Origin of the sequence: Pseudarthrobacter sp. LMD1-1-1.1 (assembly GCF_040676255.1) — a bacterium.
Lineage (GTDB): Bacteria > Actinomycetota > Actinomycetes > Actinomycetales > Micrococcaceae > Arthrobacter.
This window is the reverse complement of the sequence record NZ_JBEGHP010000027.1, coordinates 53,793-79,607: the sequence shown is the minus strand read 5'-3', so window position 1 is coordinate 79,607 and position 25,815 is coordinate 53,793. Positions and strand designations below refer to the sequence as shown.

At 67.4% G+C, this 25,815-nt stretch carries 23 protein-coding genes and 2 riboswitches; of the genes, 7 read left to right on the top strand and 16 right to left on the bottom strand.

The window, feature by feature from the left end:
• Positions 1-5 precede the first annotated feature (5 nt).
• Both MRBLMD1_RS21405 and MRBLMD1_RS21400 read right to left on the bottom strand, forming a co-directional pair.
• Positions 6-1,919 carry an ABC transporter ATP-binding protein gene (locus tag MRBLMD1_RS21405; RefSeq protein ID WP_275181856.1) on the bottom strand — a complete coding sequence of 638 codons (1,914 nt, stop codon included), beginning with the start codon at positions 1,917-1,919 and terminating at the stop codon, positions 6-8.
• A gap of 2 nt (positions 1,920-1,921) precedes the next feature.
• Positions 1,922-3,583 carry an ABC-F family ATP-binding cassette domain-containing protein gene (locus MRBLMD1_RS21400; RefSeq protein WP_275181857.1) on the bottom strand — a complete coding sequence of 554 codons (1,662 nt, stop codon included), beginning with the start codon at positions 3,581-3,583 and terminating at the stop codon, positions 1,922-1,924.
• Between the two features lie 262 nt (positions 3,584-3,845).
• On the opposite strand from MRBLMD1_RS21400, the gene MRBLMD1_RS21395 reads away from it, so the two are divergent.
• Complete coding sequence (locus MRBLMD1_RS21395) at positions 3,846-4,577, top strand: hypothetical protein (protein ID WP_159632845.1); 732 nt, start codon at positions 3,846-3,848, stop codon at positions 4,575-4,577.
• Positions 4,574-5,311, top strand: coding sequence for a hypothetical protein (locus MRBLMD1_RS21390; protein WP_224025074.1), 738 nt, complete (start codon positions 4,574-4,576; stop codon positions 5,309-5,311). Before MRBLMD1_RS21395 ends, MRBLMD1_RS21390 begins: the two co-directional genes overlap by 4 nt.
• Positions 5,312-5,532: 221 nt before the next feature.
• On the opposite strand, the gene MRBLMD1_RS21385 is transcribed toward MRBLMD1_RS21390, so the two are convergent.
• The 10 genes from MRBLMD1_RS21385 to MRBLMD1_RS21340 all read right to left on the bottom strand — a co-directional run bounded on the left by MRBLMD1_RS21385 (position 5,533) and on the right by MRBLMD1_RS21340 (position 16,799).
• Positions 5,533-8,565: an alpha-mannosidase gene (locus tag MRBLMD1_RS21385; RefSeq protein ID WP_364403533.1), complete on the bottom strand. Its 3,033-nt coding sequence runs from the start codon at positions 8,563-8,565 to the stop codon at positions 5,533-5,535.
• 124 nt (positions 8,566-8,689) lie between these two features.
• The gene (fdhD, locus tag MRBLMD1_RS21380) at positions 8,690-9,568 is read right to left on the bottom strand and encodes a formate dehydrogenase accessory sulfurtransferase FdhD (protein WP_159632848.1); all 879 of its coding nucleotides are present in this window, start codon (positions 9,566-9,568) and stop codon (positions 8,690-8,692) included.
• 102 nt (positions 9,569-9,670) lie between these two features.
• A complete protein-coding gene (locus MRBLMD1_RS21375) occupies positions 9,671-11,083 on the bottom strand; it encodes a molybdopterin molybdotransferase MoeA (RefSeq protein WP_364403529.1) in 1,413 nt (470 codons plus the stop codon).
• A complete protein-coding gene (locus MRBLMD1_RS21370) occupies positions 11,080-11,373 on the bottom strand; it encodes a DUF6457 domain-containing protein (RefSeq protein ID WP_364403527.1) in 294 nt (97 codons plus the stop codon). The genes MRBLMD1_RS21375 and MRBLMD1_RS21370 overlap by 4 nt, the downstream gene beginning before the upstream one ends.
• Entirely contained in the window at positions 11,370-12,086 is a 717-nt protein-coding gene (gene mobA / locus MRBLMD1_RS21365; protein ID WP_364403524.1) for a molybdenum cofactor guanylyltransferase, read from the bottom strand. The genes MRBLMD1_RS21370 and mobA overlap by 4 nt, the downstream gene beginning before the upstream one ends.
• 76 nt (positions 12,087-12,162) lie before the next feature.
• Positions 12,163-12,663, bottom strand: coding sequence for an HNH endonuclease (locus MRBLMD1_RS21360; RefSeq protein ID WP_364403521.1), 501 nt, complete (start codon positions 12,661-12,663; stop codon positions 12,163-12,165).
• A gap of 265 nt (positions 12,664-12,928) precedes the next feature.
• Positions 12,929-13,693, bottom strand: coding sequence for an NlpC/P60 family protein (locus tag MRBLMD1_RS21355; RefSeq protein WP_159632850.1), 765 nt, complete (start codon positions 13,691-13,693; stop codon positions 12,929-12,931).
• 164 nt (positions 13,694-13,857) lie between these two features.
• On the bottom strand, positions 13,858-14,538 hold the full coding sequence (locus MRBLMD1_RS21350) for a C40 family peptidase (RefSeq protein ID WP_159635756.1): 681 nt from the start codon (positions 14,536-14,538) through the stop codon (positions 13,858-13,860).
• Between the two features lie 70 nt (positions 14,539-14,608).
• Positions 14,609-14,788: riboswitch (cyclic di-AMP (ydaO/yuaA leader) on the bottom strand.
• Between the two features lie 128 nt (positions 14,789-14,916).
• Positions 14,917-15,738 carry a M23 family metallopeptidase gene (locus MRBLMD1_RS21345; RefSeq protein ID WP_224027277.1) on the bottom strand — a complete coding sequence of 274 codons (822 nt, stop codon included), beginning with the start codon at positions 15,736-15,738 and terminating at the stop codon, positions 14,917-14,919.
• 10 nt (positions 15,739-15,748) lie between these two features.
• A riboswitch (cyclic di-AMP (ydaO/yuaA leader) is annotated at positions 15,749-15,960 on the bottom strand.
• A gap of 137 nt (positions 15,961-16,097) precedes the next feature.
• On the bottom strand, positions 16,098-16,799 hold the full coding sequence (locus MRBLMD1_RS21340; protein ID WP_364403518.1) for a metal-dependent transcriptional regulator: 702 nt from the start codon (positions 16,797-16,799) through the stop codon (positions 16,098-16,100).
• 295 nt (positions 16,800-17,094) lie between these two features.
• On the opposite strand from MRBLMD1_RS21340, the gene serC reads away from it, so the two are divergent.
• On the top strand, positions 17,095-18,225 hold the full coding sequence (serC, locus tag MRBLMD1_RS21335) for a phosphoserine transaminase (RefSeq protein ID WP_275181862.1): 1,131 nt from the start codon (positions 17,095-17,097) through the stop codon (positions 18,223-18,225).
• Positions 18,226-18,339: 114 nt separating this feature from the next.
• Here serC and MRBLMD1_RS21330 read toward each other — a convergent pair whose 3' ends face one another.
• Positions 18,340-18,885: a DUF3027 domain-containing protein gene (locus MRBLMD1_RS21330; RefSeq protein ID WP_224025058.1), complete on the bottom strand. Its 546-nt coding sequence runs from the start codon at positions 18,883-18,885 to the stop codon at positions 18,340-18,342.
• Between the two features lie 6 nt (positions 18,886-18,891).
• Positions 18,892-19,275, bottom strand: coding sequence for a cold-shock protein (locus MRBLMD1_RS21325; protein WP_018762148.1), 384 nt, complete (start codon positions 19,273-19,275; stop codon positions 18,892-18,894).
• A 224-nt stretch (positions 19,276-19,499) separates the two neighbouring features.
• Between MRBLMD1_RS21325 and MRBLMD1_RS21320 the strand changes: the two genes are divergently transcribed.
• Genes MRBLMD1_RS21320 through MRBLMD1_RS21310 form a run of 3 tightly spaced genes read left to right on the top strand, consistent with a single transcriptional unit; the run spans position 19,500 to position 23,881 of the window.
• Complete coding sequence (locus MRBLMD1_RS21320; protein ID WP_364403514.1) at positions 19,500-19,733, top strand: hypothetical protein; 234 nt, start codon at positions 19,500-19,502, stop codon at positions 19,731-19,733.
• A 10-nt stretch (positions 19,734-19,743) separates the two neighbouring features.
• On the top strand, positions 19,744-22,221 hold the full coding sequence (locus MRBLMD1_RS21315; RefSeq protein ID WP_364403511.1) for a helicase-associated domain-containing protein: 2,478 nt from the start codon (positions 19,744-19,746) through the stop codon (positions 22,219-22,221).
• A 13-nt stretch (positions 22,222-22,234) separates the two neighbouring features.
• Positions 22,235-23,881 (top strand): DNA repair helicase XPB, encoded by a 1,647-nt coding sequence (locus MRBLMD1_RS21310; protein WP_364403508.1) that lies wholly within the window; start codon positions 22,235-22,237, stop codon positions 23,879-23,881.
• Between the two features lie 18 nt (positions 23,882-23,899).
• Here MRBLMD1_RS21310 and MRBLMD1_RS21305 read toward each other — a convergent pair whose 3' ends face one another.
• Together MRBLMD1_RS21305 and MRBLMD1_RS21300 are read right to left on the bottom strand one after the other, a co-directional pair.
• A complete protein-coding gene (locus tag MRBLMD1_RS21305; protein ID WP_364403505.1) occupies positions 23,900-24,769 on the bottom strand; it encodes an FHA domain-containing protein in 870 nt (289 codons plus the stop codon).
• Positions 24,770-24,774: 5 nt separating this feature from the next.
• Positions 24,775-25,032 (bottom strand): hypothetical protein, encoded by a 258-nt coding sequence (locus MRBLMD1_RS21300; protein ID WP_159632858.1) that lies wholly within the window; start codon positions 25,030-25,032, stop codon positions 24,775-24,777.
• Between the two features lie 243 nt (positions 25,033-25,275).
• On the opposite strand from MRBLMD1_RS21300, the gene MRBLMD1_RS21295 reads away from it, so the two are divergent.
• The gene (locus tag MRBLMD1_RS21295; RefSeq protein WP_224025051.1) at positions 25,276-25,776 is read left to right on the top strand and encodes a DUF427 domain-containing protein; all 501 of its coding nucleotides are present in this window, start codon (positions 25,276-25,278) and stop codon (positions 25,774-25,776) included.
• The last annotated feature ends 39 nt before the right edge of the window (positions 25,777-25,815 follow it).

Sequence of the window (25,815 nt, the reverse complement as noted above, 5' to 3'; positions counted from 1 at the left end):
AGCCCTTAGAACTCGGGGACGGATTCCTGTGCCACTGCCGTGGCCTCGGCGAACTGCGTCTGGTAGAGCTCGGCGTAGCGGCCGCCGGCTGCCAGCAGTTCGGTGTGGGTGCCGCGTTCCACGATCTGGCCGCCCTCCACCACCAGGATGGCGTCCGCCGCGCGGACGGTGGAGAGCCGGTGCGCAATCACGACGGCGGTACGCCCCTCGAGTGCGGCGCCCAGGGCTGCCTGCACAGCGGCTTCGTTCGTGGAGTCGAGCGCGGCCGTGGCCTCATCGAGGATGACCACCCGCGGCTGGGCAATGAGGAGCCGGGCGATGGTCAGGCGCTGGCGTTCGCCGCCGGAAAGCCGGTAGCCGCGCTCCCCCACCACTGTCTCCAGGCCGTCCGGCAGGGACCTGATCATGGTCTCCAGCCGGGCCTGGCGCAGGACGTCCCACATGTCTTCGTCCGTGGCGTCGGGCCGGGCCAGCCGAAGGTTGGAGGCGATGGTTTCGTGGAACAGGTGGCCGTCCTGGGTGACCATGCCCAGGGTGTCCCGCAGCGAATCGAAGGTGGTGTCCCGGACGTCCAGCCCCGTCCCCGGCGCGGTGCCGCCAAGACGCACGGCGCCCGAGTCGACGTCGTACAGCCGCGACAGCAACTGGGCGATGGTGGACTTGCCGGCGCCGGAGGAGCCCACCAGGGCCACTGTCTGGCCTGGTTCCACCCGGAAGCTGACGCCGTGCAGCACTTCCTCGCCGCCCCGCGTGTCCAGGGTGGAGACCTCCTCCAACGAGGCCAGGGAGACCTTGTCCGCGGAGGGATAGGCGAAGCGGACGTTGTCGAACTCCACGGACACGGGCCCGGCAGGAACGGGCACGGCGTCCGGTTTCTGCTGGATCAGCGGTTTCAGGTCCAGGATCTCAAAGACCCGTTCAAAGCTGACCAGCGCGCTCATGACTTCAACGCGGGCGTTGGACAGTGCCGTGAGCGGAGCGTAGAGCCGAGTCAGGAGCAGCGCCAGGACCACCACATCGCCGGGCGCGAGCTGGCCGCCCAGGGCGAGCCAGCCGCCCAGTCCGTAGACCAGCGCGAGTGCGAGCGCGGAGACCAGGGTCAGGGCCGTGACGAACGTGAACTGCAGCATGGCCATGCGGACGCCGATGTCACGGACGCGGCCCGCGCGGGCAGCGAACTCGCGGGATTCCTCATCCGGGCGGCCGAAGAGTTTCACCAGTGTGGCGCCGGGCGCGGAGAACCGCTCCGTCATCTGGGTGCCCATGGCGGCGTTGTGCGCAGCGGCTTCGCGGCGCAGGTCCGCCAGTTTGGAGCCCATGCGCCGGGCCGGGATCAGGAAGATCGGCAGCAGGACCATGGCGAGCACGGTGACCAGCCAGGACTTGTTGAGCATCACGATCAGGGTCAGGGCCAGCGCCACGGAGTTGCTCACCACACCGGAAAGCGTGCCGGCAAAGGCCGACTGCGCTCCGATGACGTCGTTGTTGAGGCGGCTGACCAAGGCTCCCGTCCGGGTGCGGGTGAAGAAGGCAATGGGCATGCGCTGCACGTGGTCGAACACCCGGGTGCGCAGGTCCACGATGACGCCTTCGCCGATGGTCGAGGACAGCCAGCGGGTCAACAGCCCCACCCCCGCTTCGCCCACCGCCACGATGGCGATCAGCACGGCCAGCCAGATCACGGTACCGGCATCTGTCTTGGCGATGATGGCGTCAACCACCTGGCCGGCAAGCACCGGGGTGGCGACGGCAAGGAAGGCCGCTGCGATGGAGGAGAGTACGAAGGCGACGAGCTTGCCCTTGTGGGGAGCGGCGAAGGCCAGCACCCGCTTCAGGGTTTCCTTGGAGAACGGCTTGGAGCCGCTCTTGGCGGTGCTGATGTTGTAGAGCGAGCTCCACGCCACGCGGTCCATGCTCATGGTTATTTCTCCTGGCTTGCAGTGTGGTGGAGCTCCTGGACCGTGCCGTTTTCCAGGTGCCACCGGTAGTCGAGTCGGACGTTTTCGAGCAGCCGGCGGTCGTGGGTGACCAGCAGTAGCGCTCCGTCGTAGCTTTCAAGGGCCTCTTCCAGCTGCTCGATGGCCGGCAGGTCGAGGTGGTTGGTGGGTTCGTCAAGCACCAGCAGGTTCACGCCGCGCGCCTGGAGCAGGGCCAGGGCTGCCCGTGTCCGCTCCCCCGGCGACAGGGAATCCACGGTCCGCGACGTGTGGTCCGCCTTGAGGCCGAACTTGGCCAGGAGGGTACGGACGTCCGCGCTGTTCCAGTCGGCCAGCACGGCTTCGACGGCGTCGCCCAGTGGCTGGGCACCGTCCAGCAGTCCCCGGGCCTGGTCGATTTCGCCGACGGCGACGGTGGCACCCATGGAGGCGTCGCCGTCGTCCGGTGCCTGGGTTCCCAGCAGCAGGCGCAGCAGGGTGGACTTTCCGGCACCGTTGGGGCCCGTGATCCCGATCCGCTCACCACCGTTGAGCTGGAGGTTCACCGGTCCCAGCGTGAAGCTGCCCTGGCGTGCCACGGCGTTGCGCAACGTGGCGACGACGGCGCTGGAGCGCGGTGCCTGGCCGATGCTGAACTGCAGCTGCCATTCCTTCCGGGGCTCCTCCACCACGTCCAGCCGGGCGATGCGGGATTCCATCTGCCGGACCTTCTGGGCCTGCTTCTCGGAGGACTCGGTGCTGGCGGCGCGCCGGATCTTGTCGTTGTCCGGGTTCTTCTTCATGGCGTTCCGGACGCCCTGCGAACTCCACTCACGCTGGGTCCGTGCCCGGGACACCAGGTCTGCCTTGGTGGCGGCGAACTCGTCGTACTTTTCGCGGGCGTGCCGGCGGGCCACTGCGCGTTCCTCGAGGAAGGCGTCGTAGCCGCCGTCGTACACGGCAACGCTGTTCTGTGCCAGGTCCAGCTCCACCACCCGGGTCACGCAGCGGGCAAGGAATTCACGGTCATGGCTGACCAGGACCACCCCGCCGCGCAACCCTGTCACGAAGCTTTCGAGGGTGGCCAGGCCGGCGAGGTCGAGGTCGTTGGTGGGCTCGTCCAGCAGCACCACATCGAAGCGGCTCAGCAGCAGGGCAGCCAGTGCCACCCGTGCCGCCTGGCCGCCGGAAAGCCCGGTCATCAGCGCGTCCGGGCCGGCGTCCAGCCCCAGCTCCGCAAGCACGGCAGGGATGCGGTCATCCAGGTCTGCCGCGCCGGAGGCCATCCAGCGGTCAAAGGCCCGGGCATACGCATCATCTGCGCCGGGAGCACCCGAACCAAGGCCCTCCGCGCTGGATTCCATCTCAAGGGTGGCTTCTGCGCAGCCGGTCCGGCGGGCGATGTAGGCTGCCACCGTTTCACCTGGAACACGTTCGTGTTCCTGGGGCAGCCAGCCGACGAAGGCATCGGCCGGGGCAAGGCTGACGGAGCCCTCATGGGGCTGGTCGACGCCGGCAAGGAGGCGCAGCAGCGTGGATTTCCCCGCCCCGTTGGCACCCACGACGCCCACCACGTCCCCGGGCGCCACTGTCAGCGAGAGCCCGGAAAAAAGCGTGCGGTGCCCATGGCCACCGGAGACGTCCTTGGCAACAAGGGTTGCAGTCATCGATTCGTCCTTTCGCCGCTGCCCGGACAGCCGTCGACGGCCGGCAGAGGCGGCACAATTGCGGCCGCGGCGCCGCTGGGGCTGCAGGACATAGAAGAACCCGCTGGTCCGGACTTGGGGGGTGTACGGACCAGCGGGCTCGACCAACAACTATAGAGGAAAGTGGCCCTGGGGCAAAATCCGCGGCATGGCGGGCACGAGCCGGCAGGGCAGGCGGGCACGGTAAAATCGTCGTCACCACCCGTTCTGCAGAGAGCACCCCATGACCCTTTCCGCCAAGGCGTTCCAGCGCTGGCTGCAGGGCATCGCACCCGATGCCAGCACTGCCGACGTCTGCCGGGTCTCGGGGATCAAACGGACCACGTTGGCCCAGCAACTGGTCCGTGGCAAGGTCTCGGTGAGTACGGTGGTCAGCATCAGCCGCGCCTACAAAATCAACCCGGTGGCAGCGCTGGCCGGGTTCGATGCCTACAGCGCCCTCGCCGGTCCGCCCCGCCCGCCCACCAGGAACGAGCTGGTGAGCCAGATCTCCAGCGCAGACCTCCTCCGGGCCCTCCTGGCCCGTCCGGCCATGGACGCCGCGCGGGGGGCGGCCGCTCCCGCCCTCAGCGCTGCCCCGCACGCCACCTCCGTGAAGAACTGGGTTGACGCCATTGACGACGGCGAGGTGCGGCACCGTGTTTCGGCCGCCACCGGCGTGGCCCCACAGAATTATTCCGCCCAGCTGACCGCCAACCGCTTGTCACCCGAGCTTGCCATGGCCACGGCGTTGGCTGCAGGGGTGGGACCAGCCGGCGGGTTGGTGGCCACCGGCCTCATCACGGAGGAGGAGGCCGGCTGGCCCCCGGGAGCCCGGCAGGCGGCGCTGGACAGCCTTTCTGACGGAGAACTAACCGCGCTTGCAGGAGACAGACTCCAGGCACTGGGCAAAGTATTGCGCCGGCAGGAGCAGGACCAGGCGCAGACAGAGAAGATTTGGGAGAACCTGGGATGATCGAGACCCTTCAATGGACCACGCTGGCCGTCTGCGCATTCGTTGCGGCGGCACGCATTCCCAGCACCCTCCGCGGTGAGAACCGCTCCCTCTTCGGCATCTTTGCCATGATGACCCTGGCCATCCTGTTGAGCATCCAGGGCCCGTACCTGGTGATCGACCAGGCGCTGGGGGGTTTCAACCTGGCCAATCTGCTGCTCCGGTTCGTGATCTTCGGTGCCATCTTCTTCATGGGCATCCGCATCTCCAAGGGGTTTGATGCAAAGGACGCCTACCGGTTCATCACCGGGCGGACAGGAATGGCAGTCCTCGCAGTCATATCCGCGGTCGCTGTGACACTGTTCTTCCTGATGGACACCAGTGGTTCCTCCGCAGGTCTTACGGGCGTGGTGGGCACCGATCCATGGAACTCCGCGCTGCTCGAATATTACGGGGCTGCGGGCAGGGCGTACCCCGCCTATGTTGCGTTGGCCCTGCTTCCAGCCATGGTCCGCGCCGTGTCGAGTCGCCTGCCCGGTTTAGTCCGGGCTGCCGCCGCCCTGCTGGGCCTTGGCGCCGTGGCGACGGGGCTGAGCTTGTCGTTCCCCCTGATCCCGCCGGCCCTCGGCCAAATTGAGTTCATCATCAACTACACCGCGGTGCTGTGCTTCGTCGTTGGACTGGCGCTGATCTGGGCGGCCAAGGTGGTCAACGCGCGTACGGTCCGCAGCCGCAGGACATCTACCGAAACGTAACCTTCGCGGGCTTTCACAAAATCATTAGTGTGTGACACAATCATGAATGTGTGAAGGCGGGGCTGCCAAGCGTTTTCGAACGGGGATAAATTCCAAAACGCGGGAGTCCCGGGGGCCTTTGCACACATTGGGGGGATGAGTGGTGGCGGATCGTTGGGGACCGCCCCCACTCAGCCTATTTAAGGCCCTTTTCGGCAGCCCGCGGCCTGCACGCCGCGCATCTACGCCCGGGCAAACCTCAGGGTCACCAGCTGGAACGGCCGGAGCCTGAGTACGGCACCCGCGCCGGTGGGCTGGACTCCAGCAGCTTCGGTGGTGCGCTCCAGGAGGTCCGTAGGCACAACGTCCCGCACCGGGAAGTTCGCCGTAATGTTTCCTTGGGAGCGCTGCCCCAGCGACTCATACAGCCGGACCACCACGTCCCCGGATCCGTCCTGCGCCAGTTTCACCGCTTCGATGACCAGGGCAGGATTGCTGACGGAGAACAGCGGCTCAACGCCGGCGCCTCCGCTGACCAGCCGGGGCGCCAGGTTTGTCCGGTACCCTTCCTCGACGGCATCGGCAATGTCAGCACCCGGGCGGATGGTCACGGTCAACTCGTGCCGCCCTCGGTCTGCGTCCGGGTCGGGGAACTTGGGCGCCCGCAGCAGGGACAGGCGCACCGTGGTGGTGGTTCCGCCGTCGGATTCCCTGATGTTCCTGCCCACGTCATGGCCGTAGGTGGAGGAGTTGGACACGGCCACGCCGTAGCCGGGTTCACCCACGTGGATCCAGCGGTGGGCGCAGATTTCGAACTTCGCGGCCTCCCACGAGGTGTTGGTGTGGGTGGGCCGGAAAACGTGGCCGAACTGCGTTTCGGCAGCCGACCTGTCAGCCCGGACGTCGAGGGCAAAGCCGAGCTTCAGCAGCTTTTCGCGCTCCTGCCAGTCCACTGACGTGGTGATCTCCAGTGACGGGCTGCCGGGGGCAAGCGTGATGCGCTGGGTCAGCGGGGAGGCGCCGGCCACCCGTTCCACCACAACGACGGCGCTGCCGCCTTCGGTGGCAAGCCGGACCGATTCTGCGTGGACCAGCTGCGTAACGTTGCGCCGGTAGAACTCGTCGATATCCCAGGCATCCCACTCATTGGGGGTATCCCGGTGAAGCTGCAGCAGATTGCCGTGCTGGCCCGGAGCGATTGCCTCACGGCCGCTGGCGTGGTCGCACAGGGAGGAGAGCAGTCCGTCGGCATCCACCACGGCGCGGATGATCCCGTTGTCCAGGATGTAGCCACCTTCATGCGGTGTGGCCTGCACCGGCTCCCGGTCCACCGCCGCTTCAGCCGCCGCCAGCGCGGGAACTCCATCCCGGGCATGCGGTGCGGCGTTCAGCAGGAACCGGCGGTCGCCCGGGCCCAGCATGGCGGCGGCAGCACGGCCGATCAGCGACTCGAGGGCGGCTTCGATGGCCTGGTAGTTCCGCTCGGCATCCTGGTGCACCCAGGCAATGGAGCTGCCGGGAAGAATGTCATGGAACTGCTGCAGCAGGACCAGCTGCCACAGGCGCTTGAGCTCGGCGCCGGGATACTCGTAGGCACCGGCGGCGCGGACGGCAGCCGTGGCACACCACAATTCGGCTTCACGCAGCAGGTGCTCGCTGCGCCGGTTGCCCTTCTTGGTGCGCGCCTGGCTCGTGTAGGTGCCGCGGTGCAGCTCCAGGTACATCTCGCCCACCCAGACCGGCAAGGCTGGATAGTCTTCCTCGGCCTGCCGGAAGAAACTTTCCGCGGAGCCGATCCTGACCTTTGGCGATCCTTCCAGGTCCGCCGTGCGTGCAGCGGCGGCAAGCATTTCGCGGGTGGGGCCGCCGCCGCCGTCGCCATACCCGAACGGCACCAGCGACACGGTGCCGCGGCCGTGGTCCCGGTAGTTGCGCTCGGCGTGGGCCAGGTCCCTGCCGCTGAGGTCGGAGTTGTAGGTGTCCACCGGGGGGAAGTGGGTGAAGAGCCGGGTGCCGTCGATCCCCTCCCAGTTGAACGTGTGGTGGGGCATCCTGTTGGTCTGGTTCCAGGAGATCTTCTGCGTGAGGAACCAGCGGCTGCCCGCAGCCTTCACGATCTGGGGCAGGGCCGCGCTGTAGCCGAACGAGTCCGGGAGCCACGCCTCCCTGCATTCAATGCCGAATTCGTCCAGGAAGAAACCCTTGCCCTCCACGAACTGCCGGGCCATGGCTTCGCCGCCGGGCATGTTGGTGTCCGATTCGACCCACATGCCGCCGACCGGGACGAACTGCCCGGCGCGGACTTTTTCCCTGATCCGGCCGAACAGGTCCGGGTACAGCTCCTTGATCCAGGCCAGCTGCTGCGCGGAGGAGCAGGAGAAGACAAAGCCGGGGTCCTCGTCCATCAGGGCCACCACGTTGGAGAACGTCCGGGCGCATTTGCGGATGGTTTCCCGGACCGGCCAGAGCCAGGCGGAGTCGATGTGCGCATGCCCGGTGGCAACCAGTTGGTGCGCGGAGGCATAGGCGGGCCTGGTCAGGACGTCGGTAAGCGCCCGCCGCCCTGCCGCCGCGGTCCCGGCAACATCGTCAGGGTCCATCACGTCCATCATGTGTTCGAGCGCCCGGAGGATCTCGTGGCGGCGCGGGAGCTCCAGCGGAAGCTGCTCCATGAGGCCGGCAAGGGTCCAGATGTCCTGCTGGAGTTCCCACACGGTCTGGTTCAGTTCGGCGATGGCGATGTTTCCCAGCCGGTACTGCGGGGCTTCCCCAGCGGTCGCCCTGTCCCCCAACGGGGTGGCGGCAAACGTCCAGCCCTGGGCCATGTCCGGGTTCGCGGCCGCCTCAACGTAGAAGTCCACGGCCATGCCGCTGCCCAGCAGCTTGAGCGGGATGTACTGGTTGCGGGGTGATATTGCCTTGATGATGCTGCCATCGGAGCGCCAGGCGATGCCCTCGCACTGGAACCCCGGGGCCTCGGTGGTGAACCCCAGGTCCACCACCACCTCCACCGTGGTGTCCGGGCCGCCGCCCCAGGATTCGGGCACTTCCCCCTGCAGCCGCAGCCAGGTAGTACCCCACGGCCTACCCCAGGGGGCACCGTGCTCCTGCGGCTGGAACTCCTGCCTCATCGCCTCGAGCGCGGGGACCGGCTCACCGGGCACTTCCCAACTGCTCAGGGCAAGCGGGACTGTCCTGCTGTAAACGGCAGGGACAATGCGCTCCCGCACAAACCTGGCCAGGCGGACTTCCGTGATCCTGCGGTCGTCATGCAATATAGGTCCTCTTTAAGCTGGAGACTGGATCATCGAGTCCATTCGATGGACAAATCTACCCGCTGACAGCACTGCAACCAACCCCCTGCGCCCAGGCAGCGGGCCGGCCCGGGCGTTGGCGCCGCTACGTCCTTGGGACGGCGGGTTCGGGCCTCAGGATCCGGGAGTCCCCGGCATAGATGTTGAAACTGGTGCCGCGGCTGAATCCCGCCACGGTCAAACCGTTCGCTTCTGCCAGTTCCACGGCGAGGCTGGACGGGGCACTGACGGCGGCCAGGACGGGAATTCCGGCGAGCGAGGCTTTCTGCACCAGCTCGAAGGATGCCCGGCCGGACACTTGGAGGACCGTCCCGGTCAACGGCAGGAGCCCTTCGCGCAGCGCCCAGCCCACCACTTTGTCCACCGCATTGTGCCGCCCCACGTCTTCGCGCAGGCACAGGAGCCGTGGCGCGCCGTCGTCGTCGATCCTGAACAGGCCCGCCGCGTGAACGCCACCGGTGTCATCAAAGACGCGCTGGGACTCCCGCAGCAGGTCCGGCAGGGAGGCCAGGACCTTGGCGTCCACCGTCAGCGGGTCCGCCTGCGGGCTGTGGTGCGAGGACTTCTGCACGGCTTCGATGGAGTCCGTCCCGCAAATGCCGCAGGAGCTGGACGTATAGACCCTGCGGCCGGTGTCGGGGAGTGGAACGTCCGGCCGCAACTGGGCCTCCACCACGTTGAATGTCTGGACGCCGTTTTCGTCCTCGCCGGCGCAGAACCGCAGCGACACCAGCTGTTCAGGGGTCCAGATAACACCTTCGGACACCAGGAATCCGGCCACCAGGTCAAAATCGTCGCCGGGCGTGCGCATGGTGACCGAATAGGACAGCCCGCCCAGCCGGATTTCCAGCGGTTCTTCCACGGCGAGGACATCCTCGCGGTGGCGGACCGGGTACTCCAGGGCACCCGGAGAACCATCCAGGAGATATTTGTGCACCTTGCGGCGCTGGGTTACTCGTCCCATGTTCCACCCTGCCTGTTCATTACTCCATCATGGCACCAACAGAGCCTGCCCCGGCCCACGGGACCAGCCCTGAACCGCTCAGCCAAGGACCGGCTTAGCCCATTAGCCCAGGAGGGCGCTCCAGTCCACGGGTCCACTGGGTGCCGGCTTGGCCTTGGGCTGGCCGGTCCGGGCAGTGCTCCGCGGTTTGGCTTTGGCCTCCCCGTCACCGCGGCGCGGAATGGGCGGCCCCCAGGGCAGCGCGAAGGCCGGCACCAGTTCGCCCAACTGCACTCCGTGCGGCGGCACCACCAGGACCCCATCGGCAGCGGCCAGCCCGCGCATCATGCCCGGTCCCGTATGCTGCGCCGGAGACGCCATGCCGTACAGCAGCCGGAACGGCATCAGCCTGGTGCGTCCGGGGTCCGGCTCAACCATCGTCCCGCAGGGCACTTCCTCCACGGGCGGCATGGGGCGGTGCCCCAACGCGGCCAGCAGCGGAGCACCCACGGTGGAGAGGGCCATCATGGCCGCCAGCGGGTTGCCAGGAAGCCCCAGGACGAAGCGGCCGTCCGGAAGTTCGGCGAGAACCGCGGGGTGTCCCGGACGCATTGCCACGCCGTCGATGATGAGCCGTCCGCCGAGCTCCGCCACAGCCCGCCGCAGGTGGTCCGTTCCGGAGCGCCCGGTACCCCCGGTGGTGATAACGACGTCGGCGGGCAGGTCCGGCGCGCCGGGCACCTCCGGCAGCACGTCCTCAAGCGCCGCCAGCCATTCGTCGTAGGAATCGCCGATCCGCTGCTGTCCGCCGGTGATGCCGCCCAGCATGGCAACGACGTCGGGCAACTGGGGGCCGAACGTGTCGCGCACCTGGCCCGGGGCCGGCGTGCCCTGTTCCACCACCTCTGACCCCGTAAGCACCAGGCGGACCACCGGCTTCCCCTGGACCTGGACTTCGTCGTAACCGGCCAGGGCGGCCAGCGCCAGGTGTGCCGGGTTGAGCTCCACCCCTGCCTTGACCAGGGTGTCCCCTTCCAATGCTTCCTCCCCGGCCTTGCGGATGTGCTCTCCGGCGCGGGGCTCACCCGGGCGCGCCTTGCCGCCGGTCATCAGGATGGGGAGCCCTTCATCGTCCGTGCCGAGGACAGCATTTTCGGTGCGAAGAACTGCCTTGGCGCCGGGCGGGATGAGGCCTCCCGTGGCGATGGGACTGGCCTGGTGGGGTGCCAGCCGCGTTCCGGGCTCCACGGGGATCCACGGGCCGCTGCCGTTGACCGCCCAGCCGTCCATGGCTGAGGACGCGTAGTGGGGCATGTCCTGAAGGGCCACGATGTCCCGGTCAAGCCGGCGGCCCAGGGCTATCCGGAGCGCCACCGGCCCGGGGGGTATGGGGGTTGCTGCATCGAACGCAGCTTGCCGGGCTTCTTGCCAGGTGTGGGCCGCATGATGGTGGGCATCATGCGGCTGTTCAGTTTTGTGCGCCTCTGCATCTCTGCCCGGTGGCGCCTCCGGATCGCTGTGGGGTTCTGCCGTCATTCGCCGGGAGTCCCGGCGGCTTCAGCGTCGTAGTCTTCGGCCAGGGAACGGGCAACGGCCAGCGCCTCGTCCATCGATGCTGCGTCCATTTCCCTGCCGGGAGCAGCCGCCAGTCCCGCGGCGAAGCCTGCGATGAAGGTGGTCAGCGGCGCGGCCGGCCTGACAACCGCATGGGCAGCGACGCCGGCCAGCGCCAGCACGGCGTTGACATCCACCTGGACATCTTCAAGCTGGTAGGCCTGGAGAAGCGCCCTGCACCACTCTTCCAGCGTCTCGTCCTGGCTTTTCACGACTTGCCTCCCACGTTAGTTCCGCCCATGAACTGGTCCTGGCCCGCGCGCTGGTTCCCGGCGGAAATCCCCAGCGCGGCAGCATCGTCCCAGGTATCCACATCGGATGTGGACCCGGCGGGGACCGTGACAAGCTGCACGTCCAGACTAGCAAGGAGCGCCCTCACGGATCCGTTGACCAGGGCGTTGCGGGCTGCCAGGTCCGCGCAGGCTTTTGTTAACCCAGCCGTGCTGTAAAAACCTGTCAGGGGCTGGGCCCTGCCATCCCCGGAACAAGCCATCACGCCGCCCCCACCGTCCGCCACATCGGAGCGCGCCAGGGCATCCTTCAGCACAGCCACCGCCTGGAAGGCCAGCGGCATGTCGCACGCCAGCACCAGGCAGTAGGGCGCCCCTTCGCCTCCCTTGGCCAGCGCGGCCAGGCCTGCGGCTATTGCGGCAGCAGGCCCGGCGAACCGCGGCTCCTCGCGGCACATCAGCAGGGTGGACGGCCGGGTGGACGGGGCCGGAAGACCCGCAGCCCCGGACTCCCCCGGCAGGGATCCCGCATCACCGACCACCACGGTGCGGCGGGCGCCGGCTGCCGCGGCCACGGCACGCTCGAGGAGGGTCTGGCCCTGGAAGACCAAGGACTGCTTGGGTACCCCGCCCAGCCGGGACGACCGTCCCCCGGCCAGGATCAGGGCATCGAAAACCAACATGCTCTCTTGCACTCCCCCAGCCTAGCGATCAGCGGCGCTGCCGGGCAGCGCGAGGCGTCAGGCGGCGCTGCCGGGCAGCGCGAGGGCGTCAGGCGGCGCGCTCCGGGAGCAGGAACGGATCCCACGCCGGCGTCGGCTTCTCCAGTTCCTTGATCTGCCAGATCGTTCCGTGCGGCGGCTCGGGCACGAACCGAAGGGTCCAGCCCATTTCCGCGGGAGTGTGGTCGCCCTTGACGTTGTTGCACCGCAGGCAGGCGGCCACAAGGTTCTCCCATGTATCGGCACCGCCCCGGGACTTCGGGTGAACGTGGTCGATTGTGTGCGCCGCCTTGCCGCAGTAGGCACATTTATGTCCGTCGCGCCGGAGCACACCCCTGCGGCTGACTGCCGTCGAGTGGTTGTACCGGGGCCGGATGTAGCGGTTGAGGAGGATCACGGACGGGCGGCCCAGGACGTCAGTGGGCCCTACCACCGGGTCATCCCCTTCGGCCACCACGCTTGCCTTGCCCGTGAGCACAAGCACCAGCGCCCGGCGGAAAGTGATAACCGCCAGCGGTTCATATCCAGCATTCAGAACGAGAGTGCGCATGCACTTACCTCTTCACGGCCGCACCCGTCAGGGGCACGAGGGCCGGCTGCCCTCGGCATGTCCGGGCTATGGATCGACATCACAAGAGTAAACAAAGAATTGCAGAATCAGGTAATCGCCGCCCAGGAGCCCAACCGGGCGCGAAGACGGGCAAGGCAAGGGCTCCACTGGAGAAGCCCATTAAGACGCAAGGGACCCCCGCCTGGTGGCGGGGGTCCCTTGCCCAATTCGCGGCCGGCGCTGGATCAGGCAGCCACTGGAATGATTAGTTGACGCGGATGAAGACGGGGCCGGAACCCACGTTCGCGCTGAAGACCACGGTCTGGTTTCCGTTGTAGCCACCGTGGACGGCCATGCCGTTGCCGGCGTACACAGCGATGTGGGCCATGCCCGAGCCGCCGTTGGCGTAGTAGATAAGGTCGCCCGGCTGCGCTTCGGCTGCACTAACGGTGCGGCCCAGGGACAGGTAACCGGCCGGCCAGTCGTGGAAGTGGATGCCCACGGCGGCCAGGGAGTTGGTCACCAGCATGGTGCAGTCCTGCATGACACCGAGCTGTGCGTAGGCTGCGGACAGGATGGCAGCACCCTTGCCGCTGGCCGAAGCCTGGGCTGCAGGGGCGGCCGGAGCGGCAGCCGTCGCAACCTTGGCGGTGACCTTGGGAGCAGCCGGCTGGGCGGCAGGTGCAGCTTCCTGTACCTGAACCTCGGGCTCAGGCTCGGCGACGGGAGCCGGCGTGGTGGTAACGGCAGGCTTCTCGTAGCTGATGGCAATGGTGGAAGCCGCGGAGATCGGGGCGTCGACGACGGATTCAACTTCCATCTGGGATGCGGGAGCGGAATCGCGCTTGACGTTGGTGTCGGCGGCGTTGGCTGCAATGCCGCTGGTCAGGACCAGGCCGGAAGCAGCAGCGATGACAGCAGCCTGGCGGCCCATGCCACCGGCATTGTCGCTGACAGCTTTGGCAATGACAGCGATCGAGTTGGTTTTGGTGACCTCGGCGCGGTGCCGTGCGGTAGCACGAGTCGTCATCAGTTCTCTCTTTCGTTTTTCCTTCGAACCGCGTGTAGGCAGGCAAAGGGAAGCTGGATGCGCCGGCATCTTGGGGGTACGCCGGCGCATCCCGAACGGGGATGTGGTTTCTAGCGAAAAAGCTTTGGGCAAAGAAATAGCCCTTGGAGCGTGAAGCCCAAGAACTACTTGTTGAGGTGGTAGTACGACGAGGTACCGGTGGCTGCAGGCGAGTGGAGCAGCGTGCCCTGGGAAGGGTTGAGTGCGCTGACCATCATGCCGTTGCCGACGTAGATGCCCACGTGCGCGCCACCGTTCTGGACCACAAGGTCGCCCGGCTGCGGGGTGGAGGTGGGGGTCATGATGTTCCACGCGTTGGTGCGGGGGATGCTGATGCCGGCCTGGGCGTAGACCCACTGGACGAACCCGGAGCAGTCCCAGCCGGTGACGGGGCTGGTGCCGCCCCAGACGTAGGAGTGGCCAATGCCGGTGTAGGCGATTGCTGCAATACCGGAGGTTGCGGCGGAGACAGTCTCGGCAGCCTTGGCGGCAGGGGCAGCGTCCTGGCCTGCAGTGGCAGCGGCGTCGCGCACGGCCGGTGCGGTGGACTGGGGACGCACCGCTTCCACCTTTGGAGCTGCGGTGGTCTTGACGGCGGGACGCTCGAAGGAAACCGTAGCCGTGGGGGCGGCGGTGACGGCGAGGGCCGTTTGGGCCGAACCGGACTCGGTGGATGCGGAGACACCGGCGGTGGTGTCAGCTGCGGTGGCGGGCAGGCCCATGCTCAGGATAAGGCCCGATGCGGCTGCCACAACGGCAGCCTGGCGGCCTACGGTCCCGGCATTTGCACTGACGGCCTTGGACACGGCGTCCAGGGGGTTGGTGCGAACCGTTTGCGCACGGTGGCGCGCAGAATGATGGCGTGAAGACACGAAGGTAGCCTCTCCCAATGCCTGCGAGGTGAGCTGTCGGATTCGGATGGGAGTCACCCGGCCACTCTGCTTCCTGGGAAGCTCATGACTTAACCCCAAGGCCTTCAGGAAATGAAGGCCAAAATTGGTTCCCCCGCCCCTGCCAGACGATGAAATGCGAACGGACCTTGAGCGGTGGCAGAGTTAGGCAATCCACTCAAGAGCGTCAACTTCGGAAAAGTTGACGCGAGTTAGACGGTACAGCAGTTTTGTTTCAATGTCACATTCAGGTCACGGCAGGTCACTGCGATCTGAGAGTGCACACTCATTCGGTTACAGCCAGCCCATGGGATCGACCACTTCGCCGTTGACCTGGACCTCAAAGTGCAGGTGGCAGCCGGTGGAGGCGCCCGTGGTGCCGCTGAGCGCCACGACCTCGCCGCGGGAGACGGTCTGTCCGACCTTGACGTTGAACGACGACAGGTGGTTGTAGGTGGTCTCCAGCCCATTGCCGTGATCGATGACCACCCGGTTCCCACCGCCGTACTGGTGCCAGCCTGCGAAGGTCACGGTGCCGGTTGCGGCCGCCAGGACGGACGTTCCGCACTGCGCCACGAAGTCCTGGCCGCGGTGGAAGTCTCCGGAGCCGCCGGTGATGGGGCTCACCCGGTAGCCAAAGGGCGACGCGGTGGTGAGGGATGCCAGCGGTGCGGCCAGGGTGCCGGCCGAGGCTGCCCGGGTGACGGAGCCGGCGGACTGGGCGCTCAGGAGCTGCTTCAGCTTCCCGTCGGGGTCGGCCTGGGTCACCACTGCCGAGCGGCTGAAGTCGATCTGGGCGCCGATATCAGCGGAAATCTGGGGCTGCGGACTGACGGCGGAAGCTGCCAGTGGCGCGTTGCCGGCGGCATCGGTGGCCATGACGGGGCTGGTGGCGGGCACCGTGACCGTCAGCACCAGACCGGTGGCGGCCAGGGCGATTCCGGCTTTCTGGCCGATGCCGCTGGCGGCGGCAAACTCCGTCACCTGCCGGAACGGACCCCGGCGGCGGCGCGCGTCACGATGCAGATCGCGGGGGCGCTCCGCTGCGACATCTTCGACAACCCGCGGTGCCGAAGGGGGGCCTGCCGCGCGGCGGCGGCCCCGGGAGGTCTGCATGGTCAAGAAGGGTTCCTCTCTGGAAAAGCCTGCGGAGTTAGCTGTCGGATTCGGGTCAGAGAGATCAAAGACCCGGCCCGCCATGGGCAAGCTTCTGCACAGGGGTATTCCCGGAAGAATCCTTCACTGGAGAGGCTTGCTGCTGACGGACTTCACCCCAAGGCAGTCCCCCGCTGCCAATTGTGGTTCCCCCGCCTCTGCCAGTAACGACTCATGCACCCGATCCGCTGGCAGAGCTCGGCTCCGGATCGGGTAACGCTTAAGTATCAACGATTGGTTCCACTATAGGGCCTTAAGACCCTAGGTAACAATTCCGTTATCTTTGCGTGGAAGCGCTTCGCTGGGGTATGAGGAGCGGCTCAGGGCTGGGTGACGGCGACGAAAACATGAGCGGCAACCTCGGGCGGCAGCTCCAGTGCCCCTTCGATTCCGGACACCCGCACGGAGATGTAATCTCCCACGCGTTCCAGTGCAACGGCGGCGCCGGGCCGGATCCCGCCTTCGTCCAGCTGCGCCAGCAGTTCGGGCTCCACCTGGATGGGTTCGGCCAGCCGGCTGATGGTCACGGCAGAGGCGGGGCCGTAGCCCTTCATGGCCTCCACCAGGCTGATGACCGTGTCGGCAAAGCCGGTGGCCGGCTGTCCGCCCAGGGCGGCGAGGCCGGGGATCGGGTTGCCGTAGGGCGATTCGGTGGGGTGGTCCAGCATCTCGTAGATGCGCCGCTCAACGCGCTCGCTCATGACGTGTTCCCAGCGGCAGGCTTCGTCGTGCACGTAGGCCCAGTCCAAACCGATGACGTCAGCCAGCAGTCGTTCGGCCAGCCGGTGCTTGCGCATGACCTCGGTGGCCCGCTTGCGGCCCGTGTCCGTGAGTTCCAGGTGCCTGTCTCCGGAAACGACGACGAGTCCGTCGCGTTCCATCCTGCCGATGGTCTGGGACACCGTGGGGCCGGAGTGGCGCAGACGCTCGGCGATACGGGCCCGAAGGGCAACGATGTTTTCTTCCTCAAGCTCCAGGATGGTCCTGAGGTACATCTCCGTAGTGTCGATCAGATCCGTCATCCAGCTCAGCTCCTCGAGCGCAGTACCTTGCGTTGTCCCACCGTACCGCTCTGTTCCCGCGAGGTAGTCCGGGGCTAGCTTAGCCTATTTTGACTTTGTCCGAATAGCTGGCTCCTGCGCAGCCACGCCTGGACAGGACCGTCTCATTGTCTGGACTTTGCCCCCTCCGGCTCCCGCACCCACTGCCCTTCAGGCAGAATGGAACAGGCCTGCCGCGCAGCCACCGAGCGCTGCCGGCCACCCCTTACCCGCCCGTCCGGACCAAAGTTTTCGTCCCCGCCGAATTGGAGCACCTGTGAGCGACACCAGCATCACGATCCCCGCCGACCTCCTGCCCAAGGACGGGCGGTTCGGCGCCGGCCCGTCAAAGGTCCGCCAGGAACAGATTGATGCCCTGGCAGCAGCGTCCAAGACCATCCTCGGCACCTCGCACCGGCAGGCGCCGGTCAAGAACCTGGTGGGATCCGTCCGCGACGGGCTGAGCCAGTTCTTCCGTGCCCCGGAGGGGTATGAGGTGGTCCTCGGCGTTGGCGGCTCCACGGCGTTCTGGGACATCGCAAGCTTTGGCCTGGTGGAGAAGAAGGCCCAGCACCTCTCCTTCGGTGAATTCGGGTCAAAGTTCGCCGCAGCCACCAACAAGGCGCCCTTCCTGGAGTCCTCCTCGATCATCAAATCCGAGCCCGGCACCCGTCCGGCGGCGCAGGCCGAGGCCGGCGTGGACGTCTATGCCTGGCCGCAGAATGAGACCTCCACCGGCGTGGCGGCGCCGGTCACGCGCGTCTCCGGGGCCGACGAGGGATCGCTGGTGCTGGTGGACGCCACCTCGGCGGCCGGCGGCCTGGACGTGGACGTTGCCCAGAGCGACGTCTACTACTTCGCCCCGCAAAAGAACTTCGCCTCCGACGGCGGCCTCTGGCTTGGCCTGTTCTCCCCCGCCGCCATCGAGCGTGCCGCGCGGATCAAGGCCAGCGGCCGGTGGATCCCGGATTTCCTGGACCTCCAGACCGCCATCGACAACTCCCGCTTGAACCAGACGTACAACACTCCCTCGCTGTCCACGCTGGTCACCCTGGACGCCCAGGTCCAGTGGCTGAACTCCAACGGCGGCCTGGACTTTGCCGCCGCGCGCACCGCTGACTCCGCAGGGCGCATCTACAGCTGGGCCGAGGCCTCCGACTTTGCCACCCCGTTCGTGGCCAACCCGGAGGAACGCTCCAACGTCATCGCCACCATCGACTTCGACGAATCGGTTGATGCGGCAGCTGTTGCCAAGGTCCTGCGCGCCAACGGCATCGTGGACACGGAGCCCTACCGGAAGCTGGGCCGCAACCAGCTGCGCATCGCCACCTTCGTGGCCATCGAGCCGGACGATGTCTCGGCCCTGCTGTCCAGCATCGACTACGTGGTGGGCGAGCTGCGGAAGTAAGCACGGCCTGCGCGTATGCATAACGTACGACGGCGCCGCCCGGGTTCTCCCCGGACGGCGCCGTTTTTCGTTGTCCCCGGCCAGGGGGTGGCCGGTTTCCCGGCGGAGGTGCGGTCAGGCTCCCGCCTGGGTGCCGGCGTCGTCCGTCGAATCCCGGGCCTCTTCCGCTGATTCCTGGCCATACCCTGCAGGGGCGTCAACTTCAGGGCTGTCCGTTTCAGGGGCATTCGCTTCAGGGGCGTCTGCTTCGGACTCCTGCTGCTGGTCCTCAGGGCGGACGCGCTCGGCCCAGGGCACCCACTCGGGGGCGAGGATCGAATCCTCGGACGGCAGCAGGCCCAGCTCATTGACCGTAACCACCTTGGAGCGCGAGTTGCGGGTCAGCACCGCGTACCACTGCCACCCTGCGTAGCCGGGCAGCCTCGACTCGAACAGGTGCGTGACCAGCCGGTCGCCCTCGCTCTTGGCCGCCAGGTGCGGGCCAATGGTGGCCGCCGGCGTGATGCCCTCCAACGCGGTCCGGGCAGTGTCCACCGCCGCGGCCAGGAAAGCGTCCGGCTTGCCTGTGCGCCACACGGGCACCCCGGCCTTGCGCTTGGCCGGAGTCTTGGCGGCCTGCTCCTGCACTGGGGTGCCCAGCTGTTCAGAATCGGGAGTCATGGGCGCCTAAACGTCCAGCTCGTCGGCGACCTTGCGCAGGGCGGCAGCAATGGCCTTGCCCTTGTTGCCGTCCGGGTACTTGCCCTTGGACAGGGTCCCGGACAGGTTGTCGAGGACGGTCACCAGGTCCTGCACCAGCGGGGCGAGGTCCTTGGCGCTGGGACGCTTGGCCTTGGCAATGGACGGCGTCTTGTCCAGCACCCGCAGGCCCAGTGCCTGGGCGCCCTTGCGCCCGTCAGCTACGCCGAACTCCACCCGGGTGCCGGCCTTCAGCTCCGTGACGCCCTCGGGCAACGATGACTTGGGCAGGAAAACCTCCTGGCCGTCTTCGCCCGCGAGGAACCCAAAGCCCTTGTCCTTGTCATACCACTTGACCTTGCCGGTAGGCACGTAATCAACCTTCTTCGTTCTGCTGTCATGAGACACGGCCGGCTGCCACCGCATCCGCATTGTTGTGCGGGTTCAGGGTATGGCAAACGGAAACCGTGTTGGTCTGTATGCTTCAAGGTTATCCTGCCGCATGGCCTATTGATGCTTTGGGCAGCACTGTTCCGCCGCAGGCGCAAGGCCCCGGCTTTTACCCGCACCGCTGCGGGCGCGGTAGCGTTGCGTCCATGACTCCCTCGCGCTACCGGCGGCCGTTGATGGTCCTCGCAGCAGTTGTTGCCGTCCTGTCCCTGATAGCCGTGGCAGCTGTCATGGCGCTTGCCTTCGCCGGCTCGGTAGCTCCCGCCTGGATCACCTACACCGCGCTTTACGGCCTGCCGGTGGCCTTCATCCTGATGCTCGTGCTGGTCCTGGACGGTGTTGCCGCCCGGCGGCGGGCGGGAAGGGCGCAGCAGCGGTAACGTTGGACTGATGTCCCTCATTCGCGCGCTTGGCAAGGACCTGGAGGCACGCAGCGACGATTCGTTGCGGGCGCTGTTCGCCGCGCGGCCGGACCTCATATCCCCATCCGTGCCGGACTTTGCCGCACTGGCGGCACGCGCCAGTTCCCGCGTCAGCGTCCAGCGCGCCCTGGAGCGGCTCGACCGGCCGCACATGCAGGTCCTGGAAACCCTCTATCTGTGCACCAACACCGACACCGGACACAGCGCCTCCGCTGAAGGAGTGCACAAACTGATCCACGGCTCCGCCCTGGCTACCGTCACCCAAATCCTGGGCACCCTGCAGGAGCTGGCCCTGGTGCACCCTGCCCCTCCCCCGCACGGCACCCCTTCCCCGGCCGCCGACCAGCCGTTCTACCTCCCGGTGGGCTCCCTCAAGGACGTGGTGGGGATCTATCCGGCCGGCCTGGGCCGCAGCTATACCGAGCTGGTCCGCCTGCAGCCGGCCTTCGCCCAGCGCGCCGTGCAGCTGGTCTCGGAGCTGCACCACAGCGGGTTCGCAATCCAGGAAGCCACCACGCCCATGGAGGCGGCCCTGGCCCTTCAGCACTGGACCTCCTCCCCGGAGGCACTGCGGGACATCCTCGCCGGCGCCCCGGAACGGACGACGGCGCTGCTCGCCAGGTTCCGGAACTGGGCCATGGGTGCCGTCCCCCAGGCGCAGCGGAAAGCGTCGGTCACCACGGAGGGCGCCGACGTCGGGCCCGTTGACTGGCTCCTTGCCCGCGGGCTGCTGGTTCCGCTGGACGCCGCCCACGTAGAACTGCCCCACAGCGTGGGGCTGGCCCTGCGCGGTGGCGCGATCATCAACGATTTCACCCTGGCGCCACCGGTCCCCGAGCTGGGCCGGACCACGGCGGCGCTGCGCAGGAATGCGGCCCTGAGCTCCATCTCGGAAACCCTGCGGCTGGTCTCGGAACTGCTGTATGCCGTCAGGGAACACCCGCTGGCCACGCTGCGCAGTGGAGGTGTGGGCGTCCGCGAGATACGCCGCCTGGCCGAGCACCTGCGGATTGACCAGGGTGCGGTAGGTCTGCTGCTGGAACTGTGCGGCCTGGCCGGGCTGATCCGGCTCGACGTCGACTCCTCATCGTGGGTGCAGCCGCCGCAGCTGGAATGGCTGGTCCTTCCCCGGCAGGAACAATGGCTGTGGCTGGTGAACGCGTGGCTGGCCAGCGAGCGCGTGCCGTCCATGGTGGGCCAGCCGGTGAATTCGGCGCCGGGCGCGGCGGCCGGCCGGTCGGCGTCGGGAACAACCATCGCCGCACTGTCCGCCGGGGCGCAGCGGCCCGACGCCCCAGTGGTCCGCAAACGGATCCTGGAGATCCTGCACGAGCTCACCCAGCAGGCGGCCGCGTCCGACGGCGCCGCTCCCGTCCTTGACGCCGCCGCCGTCCTGCAGCGTGCGGAGTGGTCGCAGCCTCGGATGGCCCGGCGGTTCAGCTCACTGATCCGCGGGGTCCTGGCCGAAGCGGAGATGCTGGGCCTGGTGGGTTCGGGTGCCCTGAGCCAACTCGGCAGCGCCGTCGCCGAGGACGAGCCTGATGCCGCCCTTGCCATCCTGGGCGAGCACCTGCCTGCGGCCCTGAACCATGTGCTGCTGCAGGCGGACCTGACCGCTGTGGCCCCCGGCTACCTGGCACCGTCGCTGACCGAAAAGCTCCTGGTCATGGCCGACGCCGAGGGGCAGGGTCCGGCCACCATCTACCGCTTCTCCGCGGAGTCCATCAAACGGGCACTCGACCACGGCTACGACGCCGCGGCCCTGCTGGCGTTTCTTCGCGAACACTCAGCCACCGCCGTGCCGCAGCCGCTGGAGTACCTGGTGGAAGACACAGCGTCCCGGCACGGCCGGCTCCGCGTGGGCCAGGCCGCCAGCTTCATCCAAAGCGACGACGAAGCAGCCCTGCGCGAGCTGCTGGCAGGACCGAAAGCCGCCCAGCTGGGCCTGGCCAGCCTGTCACCCACGGTTGTGACCTCATCGGCGCCGCCGCGCGAACTGGCCGCCGCACTCCGGAGCCTGGGACTGTCCCCGTCCGTGGACGGGGCCGAACCCGCGGCCCACCTGCGCCGGCCTTCCACGCCGCAGGAAAGCTCCCGCCCCGTCTACACCGCCCCGCGGATGGCGCCCCCGGCGGAGGAGGTTGAAGCCCAGCTGGGCGTCCTGCGGCAGGCGGGCGCCGGCGTCGGACACCACCCCGGCGCCGTTGCCGGCAGCGAGGCAGCCACCCAGCTGGGGCTTGAGGCCCTGCAAAGGGCCATCCGGCTGAAGCAGCGGATCCACATGAACGTGGTGGACAGCCTGGGGAATGCCAGCCTGGAGGTGGTTGTTCCGCTATCTGTGAGCGGGGGCAGGGTCCGTGTCTTCGATCCCGCCAAGGACACAGAACGGGTCCTGTCCGTGCACCGCATCATCGATATCGAGGCCGCAGAGGAACTGCGCCAGTGAAGGATCTCCCCGCGTGACCGACGGACCCCTGATCGTCCAAAGCGACAAAACCATCCTCCTTGAGGTGGACCACGAGCTGGCCACCGAAGCCCGGCACGCCATCGCGCCTTTCGCCGAGCTGGAGCGGGCACCCGAGCATATGCACAGCTACCGGCTGACCCCGCTGGGCCTGTGGAACGCACGGGCCGCCGGGCTGGACGCCGAAAAGGTACTGGACGCCCTGCTGAAGTACTCCCGCTTCCCCGTGCCGCACGCCCTGTTGATTGACGTCGCGGAAACCATGTCCCGGTACGGCCGGCTGCGGCTGGAAAAAGATCCCCGCCACGGGCTGGTCATGCGGACGGACGACTACCCCGTCCTGGAGGAAGTGATCCGGGCCAAGAAGATCGCGCCGCTGCTGGGACCCAGGATCGATGGCGAGACGGTGGTGGTGCACGCCTCCCAGCGCGGCCAGCTCAAACAGCTGCTGCTGAAGATCGGCTGGCCGGCCGAGGACCTGGCAGGCTACGTGGACGGCACCCCGCACCTTATTTCCCTCAACGAGGACGGCTGGGAACTGCGGCCATACCAGCGCCTGGCCAGTGAAAACTTCTGGGCGGGCGGCAGCGGCGTGGTGGTCCTGCCCTGCGGTGCCGGCAAGACCCTGGTGGGAGCGGCGGCCATGGCCACTGGGTCCACCACCACGCTGATCCTGGTCACCAACACGGTGGCTGCCCGGCAGTGGAAGGACGAACTGATCAGGCGCACCTCCCTCACGGAGGATGAGGTGGGTGAATACTCCGGCGCCCTCAAGGAGGTCAGGCCGGTGACCATCGCCACCTACCAGGTGCTCACCACCAGGCGCGGCGGCATCTACCCCCACCTGGAACTGGTGGACGGCCACGACTGGGGCCTGATCATTTATGACGAAGTCCACCTCCTCCCGGCACCGATCTTCCGGATGACCGCCGACCTGCAGGCCCGCCGCCGGCTTGGGCTCACCGCCACCCTGGTCCGGGAGGACGGGCGCGAGGGCGAGGTTTTCAGCCTGATCGGGCCCAAGCGCTATGACGCCCCGTGGAAGGACATCGAGTCCCAGGGCTATATCGCGCCCGCGGACTGCGTGGAGGTCCGCGTGGACCTCCCAGGTGATGAACGCGTTGCCTATGCCATGGCCGATGATGCAGACAAGTACCGGCTCTGCGCTAGCTCGGAGTCCAAGACCCAGGTGGTGGAGCAGCTGGTGGCACGGCACGCCGGGGAGCAGCTGCTGGTGATCGGCCAGTACATCGACCAGCTGGATGACCTTGGCGCACGCCTGAAGGCACCCGTCATCAAGGGCGATACCCCGGTCAAGGTACGGCAGAAGCTTTTTGACGCATTCCGTTCCGGGGAACTGCAGACCCTGGTGGTGTCCAAGGTGGCCAACTTTTCCATCGACCTGCCCGAAGCCTCGGTGGCCATCCAGGTGTCCGGCTCCTTCGGGTCACGGCAGGAGGAAGCGCAACGGCTGGGCCGGCTGCTGCGGCCCAAGAAGGACGGCCGCGCCGCCCGCTTCTACTCCCTGGTGGCACGGGACACCCTGGACCAGGATTTCGCCGCCAAGCGCCAACGGTTCCTTGCCGAGCAGGGCTATGCCTACCGGATCATGGACGCCAAGGACGTGCAGGCCGCGGAATAGCCCGCGGCCTGCACGTCCTCAGCTGATGCCCTCGGAGCTGTCACGCTCCATGGTTCCCGTCCGTGGGTCCAGCTGGGGGCGTTCGTAGGCCAGTTCGCCGCCGCTCCGGCCGCCATAGGGGCGGCCGTGGTCGGCGAATTCCTCCCGGAAGAAGGCAAGGCACCACTGCCCCATTTGGATCCTTGCCCCGGTCCGCAGTACGGAAGGCCCTGTCCTGGAAACACTTCCGCTGACCGGCCCGTAAGGTACCAGGACGTACTCATCCTGCTCGTCGTGCCTGATTTCGGCGTGGAGTGCCTCCAGGCCCTCCAGCTGGACATCCGACCCGGGGCTGCCGCCTATGGTCGTGACCTCCCCGGAGAGGGCCACCTCCCGCGGAATCTGGCCGGTCCAGGTGGCGGCATCCTGGACAAAGATCAGCCGCGGCCGGCCGCCACCCCTGGCGTAGTGGGTGGTGGTGATGCGCCGGATGATGTTCCGCTGGACTGTGGGGACCAACGGCAAGGGCGTGGCTGGGGGCAGCAGTGGCATGCCCCTGGGCCTCCGCCTGCCCTGCCTGACCAGCGGCAGCAGGGAGCCGAGCTTGCCCAGTTTGATATGGGGCGAGCGCGTCACCAGCCGCTGTGACGCCGGGCTGTCCACGTTGCCCAGGCTGAGGATGGTTCCGTCAGGTCCGGCAACGGTGACGCTGATCCCTTTGCGGGCCAGCAGCTCCGCCAGCGGTTTAATCTCTTCAAGCGATGGCAGGCCGCCGCCGGTCAGCGGGGCGAGGCCTTCCAGTGACACGGTCACCTCCGTACCGGCGGACTTGGCACGGCCGTTGGTGACAGCACCCGACCCGTCCGTGTACGAAAAGTCCAGATCGATGTCCAGACGGTTCTCCGCCATGTCCGTCAACCGCGGTTCGAGTCCGCTCCGGCGGCGTCCCGGTCACTGGTGGTGACGCGCAGGCTTCCGTTGAGCTTCCAGGTGGCACGCGGTGCGTCGGGGCCGATGTCACGCGGAACCTCAACGGTCATGTCGATGAACTGGTAGTTGATCGCGGCACCTTTGCCGGTGAGATAGGACCACATCTCCTCGGCAAGGTCCGCCCAGTCCCGGATGCTGCGTTCATTGGCAGCTGGTTTGTCAGTCGCACTCAGGTCAGTCATGATGGTCAATCCCCTTCGATGGGCCAGGAGCTATCGGAAAACTACCGGTGGTGGGGTGGAGCCACGGGTGTGCGGAAAACAGATGCCGGTGCTCCGTTGGAACGCTGGTGCCGGGCTTGCCCGCCAGGCAAGCATCACTGTATTCCCGCAGCAGGGGCGGGGGAAGACGCGGGACGCGGAACGTTCTTGCCGCGAATTGGGTTCCCGGGTGCGGAACGCCGCGTCCGGACGCACACTGGAAGCATGACTACAAGAATTGTCCCTGCCACGCCCGGACCCGGGCAGGAGTCGGCCTGGGACTATCCCCGGCCGCCGCGGATCGAGCCCAGCACTGAACGGATCCGCATCGTCCTGGGCGGTGAACTGATCCTCGATACCACCGATTCGCTGCGCGTCCTCGAAACCAGCCACCCACCGGTGTACTACATCCTCAAGTCAGCTTTCGCCGCCGGTTCCCTGGAGCCCGCCTCGGGCAGCAGCTTCTGCGAGTTCAAGGGTTCCGCGAAGTACCTGACCGTGCGTGGCGGCGGCAAGGAAGCGGACAGCGCCGCCTGGTCCTATCCCGAGCCGGCCTCCGGCTTCGAGGCACTCGCTGACCGGGTGGCGGTCTATCCCGGCCGGATGGATTACTGCGAAGTGGATGGCGAACGGGTGACGGCCCAGCCCGGCCGCTTCTACGGTGGCTGGATCACCAGCCGGGTGGTGGGCCCGTTCAAAGGCGAGCCGGGGACCATGGACTGGTGACGGCAAGCCCACCATCACCATGCTCACAACTAATATCCA

Excerpts from the sequence above, each read along its gene's own strand:
- MRBLMD1_RS21405 (WP_275181856.1), bottom strand. The coding sequence starts at position 1,919 with ATGAGCATGGACCGCGTGGCGTGGAGCTCGCTCTACAACATCAGCACC.
- MRBLMD1_RS21400 (WP_275181857.1), bottom strand. The coding sequence starts at position 3,583 with ATGACTGCAACCCTTGTTGCCAAGGACGTCTCCGGTGGCCATGGGCAC.
- MRBLMD1_RS21395 (WP_159632845.1), top strand. The coding sequence starts at position 3,846 with ATGACCCTTTCCGCCAAGGCGTTCCAGCGCTGGCTGCAGGGCATCGCA.
- MRBLMD1_RS21390 (WP_224025074.1), top strand. The coding sequence starts at position 4,574 with ATGATCGAGACCCTTCAATGGACCACGCTGGCCGTCTGCGCATTCGTT.
- fdhD (WP_159632848.1), bottom strand. The coding sequence starts at position 9,568 with ATGGGACGAGTAACCCAGCGCCGCAAGGTGCACAAATATCTCCTGGAT.
- MRBLMD1_RS21375 (WP_364403529.1), bottom strand. The coding sequence starts at position 11,083 with ATGACGGCAGAACCCCACAGCGATCCGGAGGCGCCACCGGGCAGAGAT.
- MRBLMD1_RS21360 (WP_364403521.1), bottom strand. The coding sequence starts at position 12,663 with ATGCGCACTCTCGTTCTGAATGCTGGATATGAACCGCTGGCGGTTATC.
- MRBLMD1_RS21355 (WP_159632850.1), bottom strand. The coding sequence starts at position 13,693 with ATGACGACTCGTGCTACCGCACGGCACCGCGCCGAGGTCACCAAAACC.
- MRBLMD1_RS21345 (WP_224027277.1), bottom strand. The coding sequence starts at position 15,738 with ATGCAGACCTCCCGGGGCCGCCGCCGCGCGGCAGGCCCCCCTTCGGCA.
- MRBLMD1_RS21340 (WP_364403518.1), bottom strand. The coding sequence starts at position 16,799 with ATGACGGATCTGATCGACACTACGGAGATGTACCTCAGGACCATCCTG.
- MRBLMD1_RS21330 (WP_224025058.1), bottom strand. The coding sequence starts at position 18,885 with ATGACTCCCGATTCTGAACAGCTGGGCACCCCAGTGCAGGAGCAGGCC.
- MRBLMD1_RS21320 (WP_364403514.1), top strand. The coding sequence starts at position 19,500 with ATGACTCCCTCGCGCTACCGGCGGCCGTTGATGGTCCTCGCAGCAGTT.
- MRBLMD1_RS21315 (WP_364403511.1), top strand. The coding sequence starts at position 19,744 with ATGTCCCTCATTCGCGCGCTTGGCAAGGACCTGGAGGCACGCAGCGAC.
- MRBLMD1_RS21305 (WP_364403505.1), bottom strand. The coding sequence starts at position 24,769 with ATGGCGGAGAACCGTCTGGACATCGATCTGGACTTTTCGTACACGGAC.
- MRBLMD1_RS21300 (WP_159632858.1), bottom strand. The coding sequence starts at position 25,032 with ATGACTGACCTGAGTGCGACTGACAAACCAGCTGCCAATGAACGCAGC.
- MRBLMD1_RS21295 (WP_224025051.1), top strand. The coding sequence starts at position 25,276 with ATGACTACAAGAATTGTCCCTGCCACGCCCGGACCCGGGCAGGAGTCG.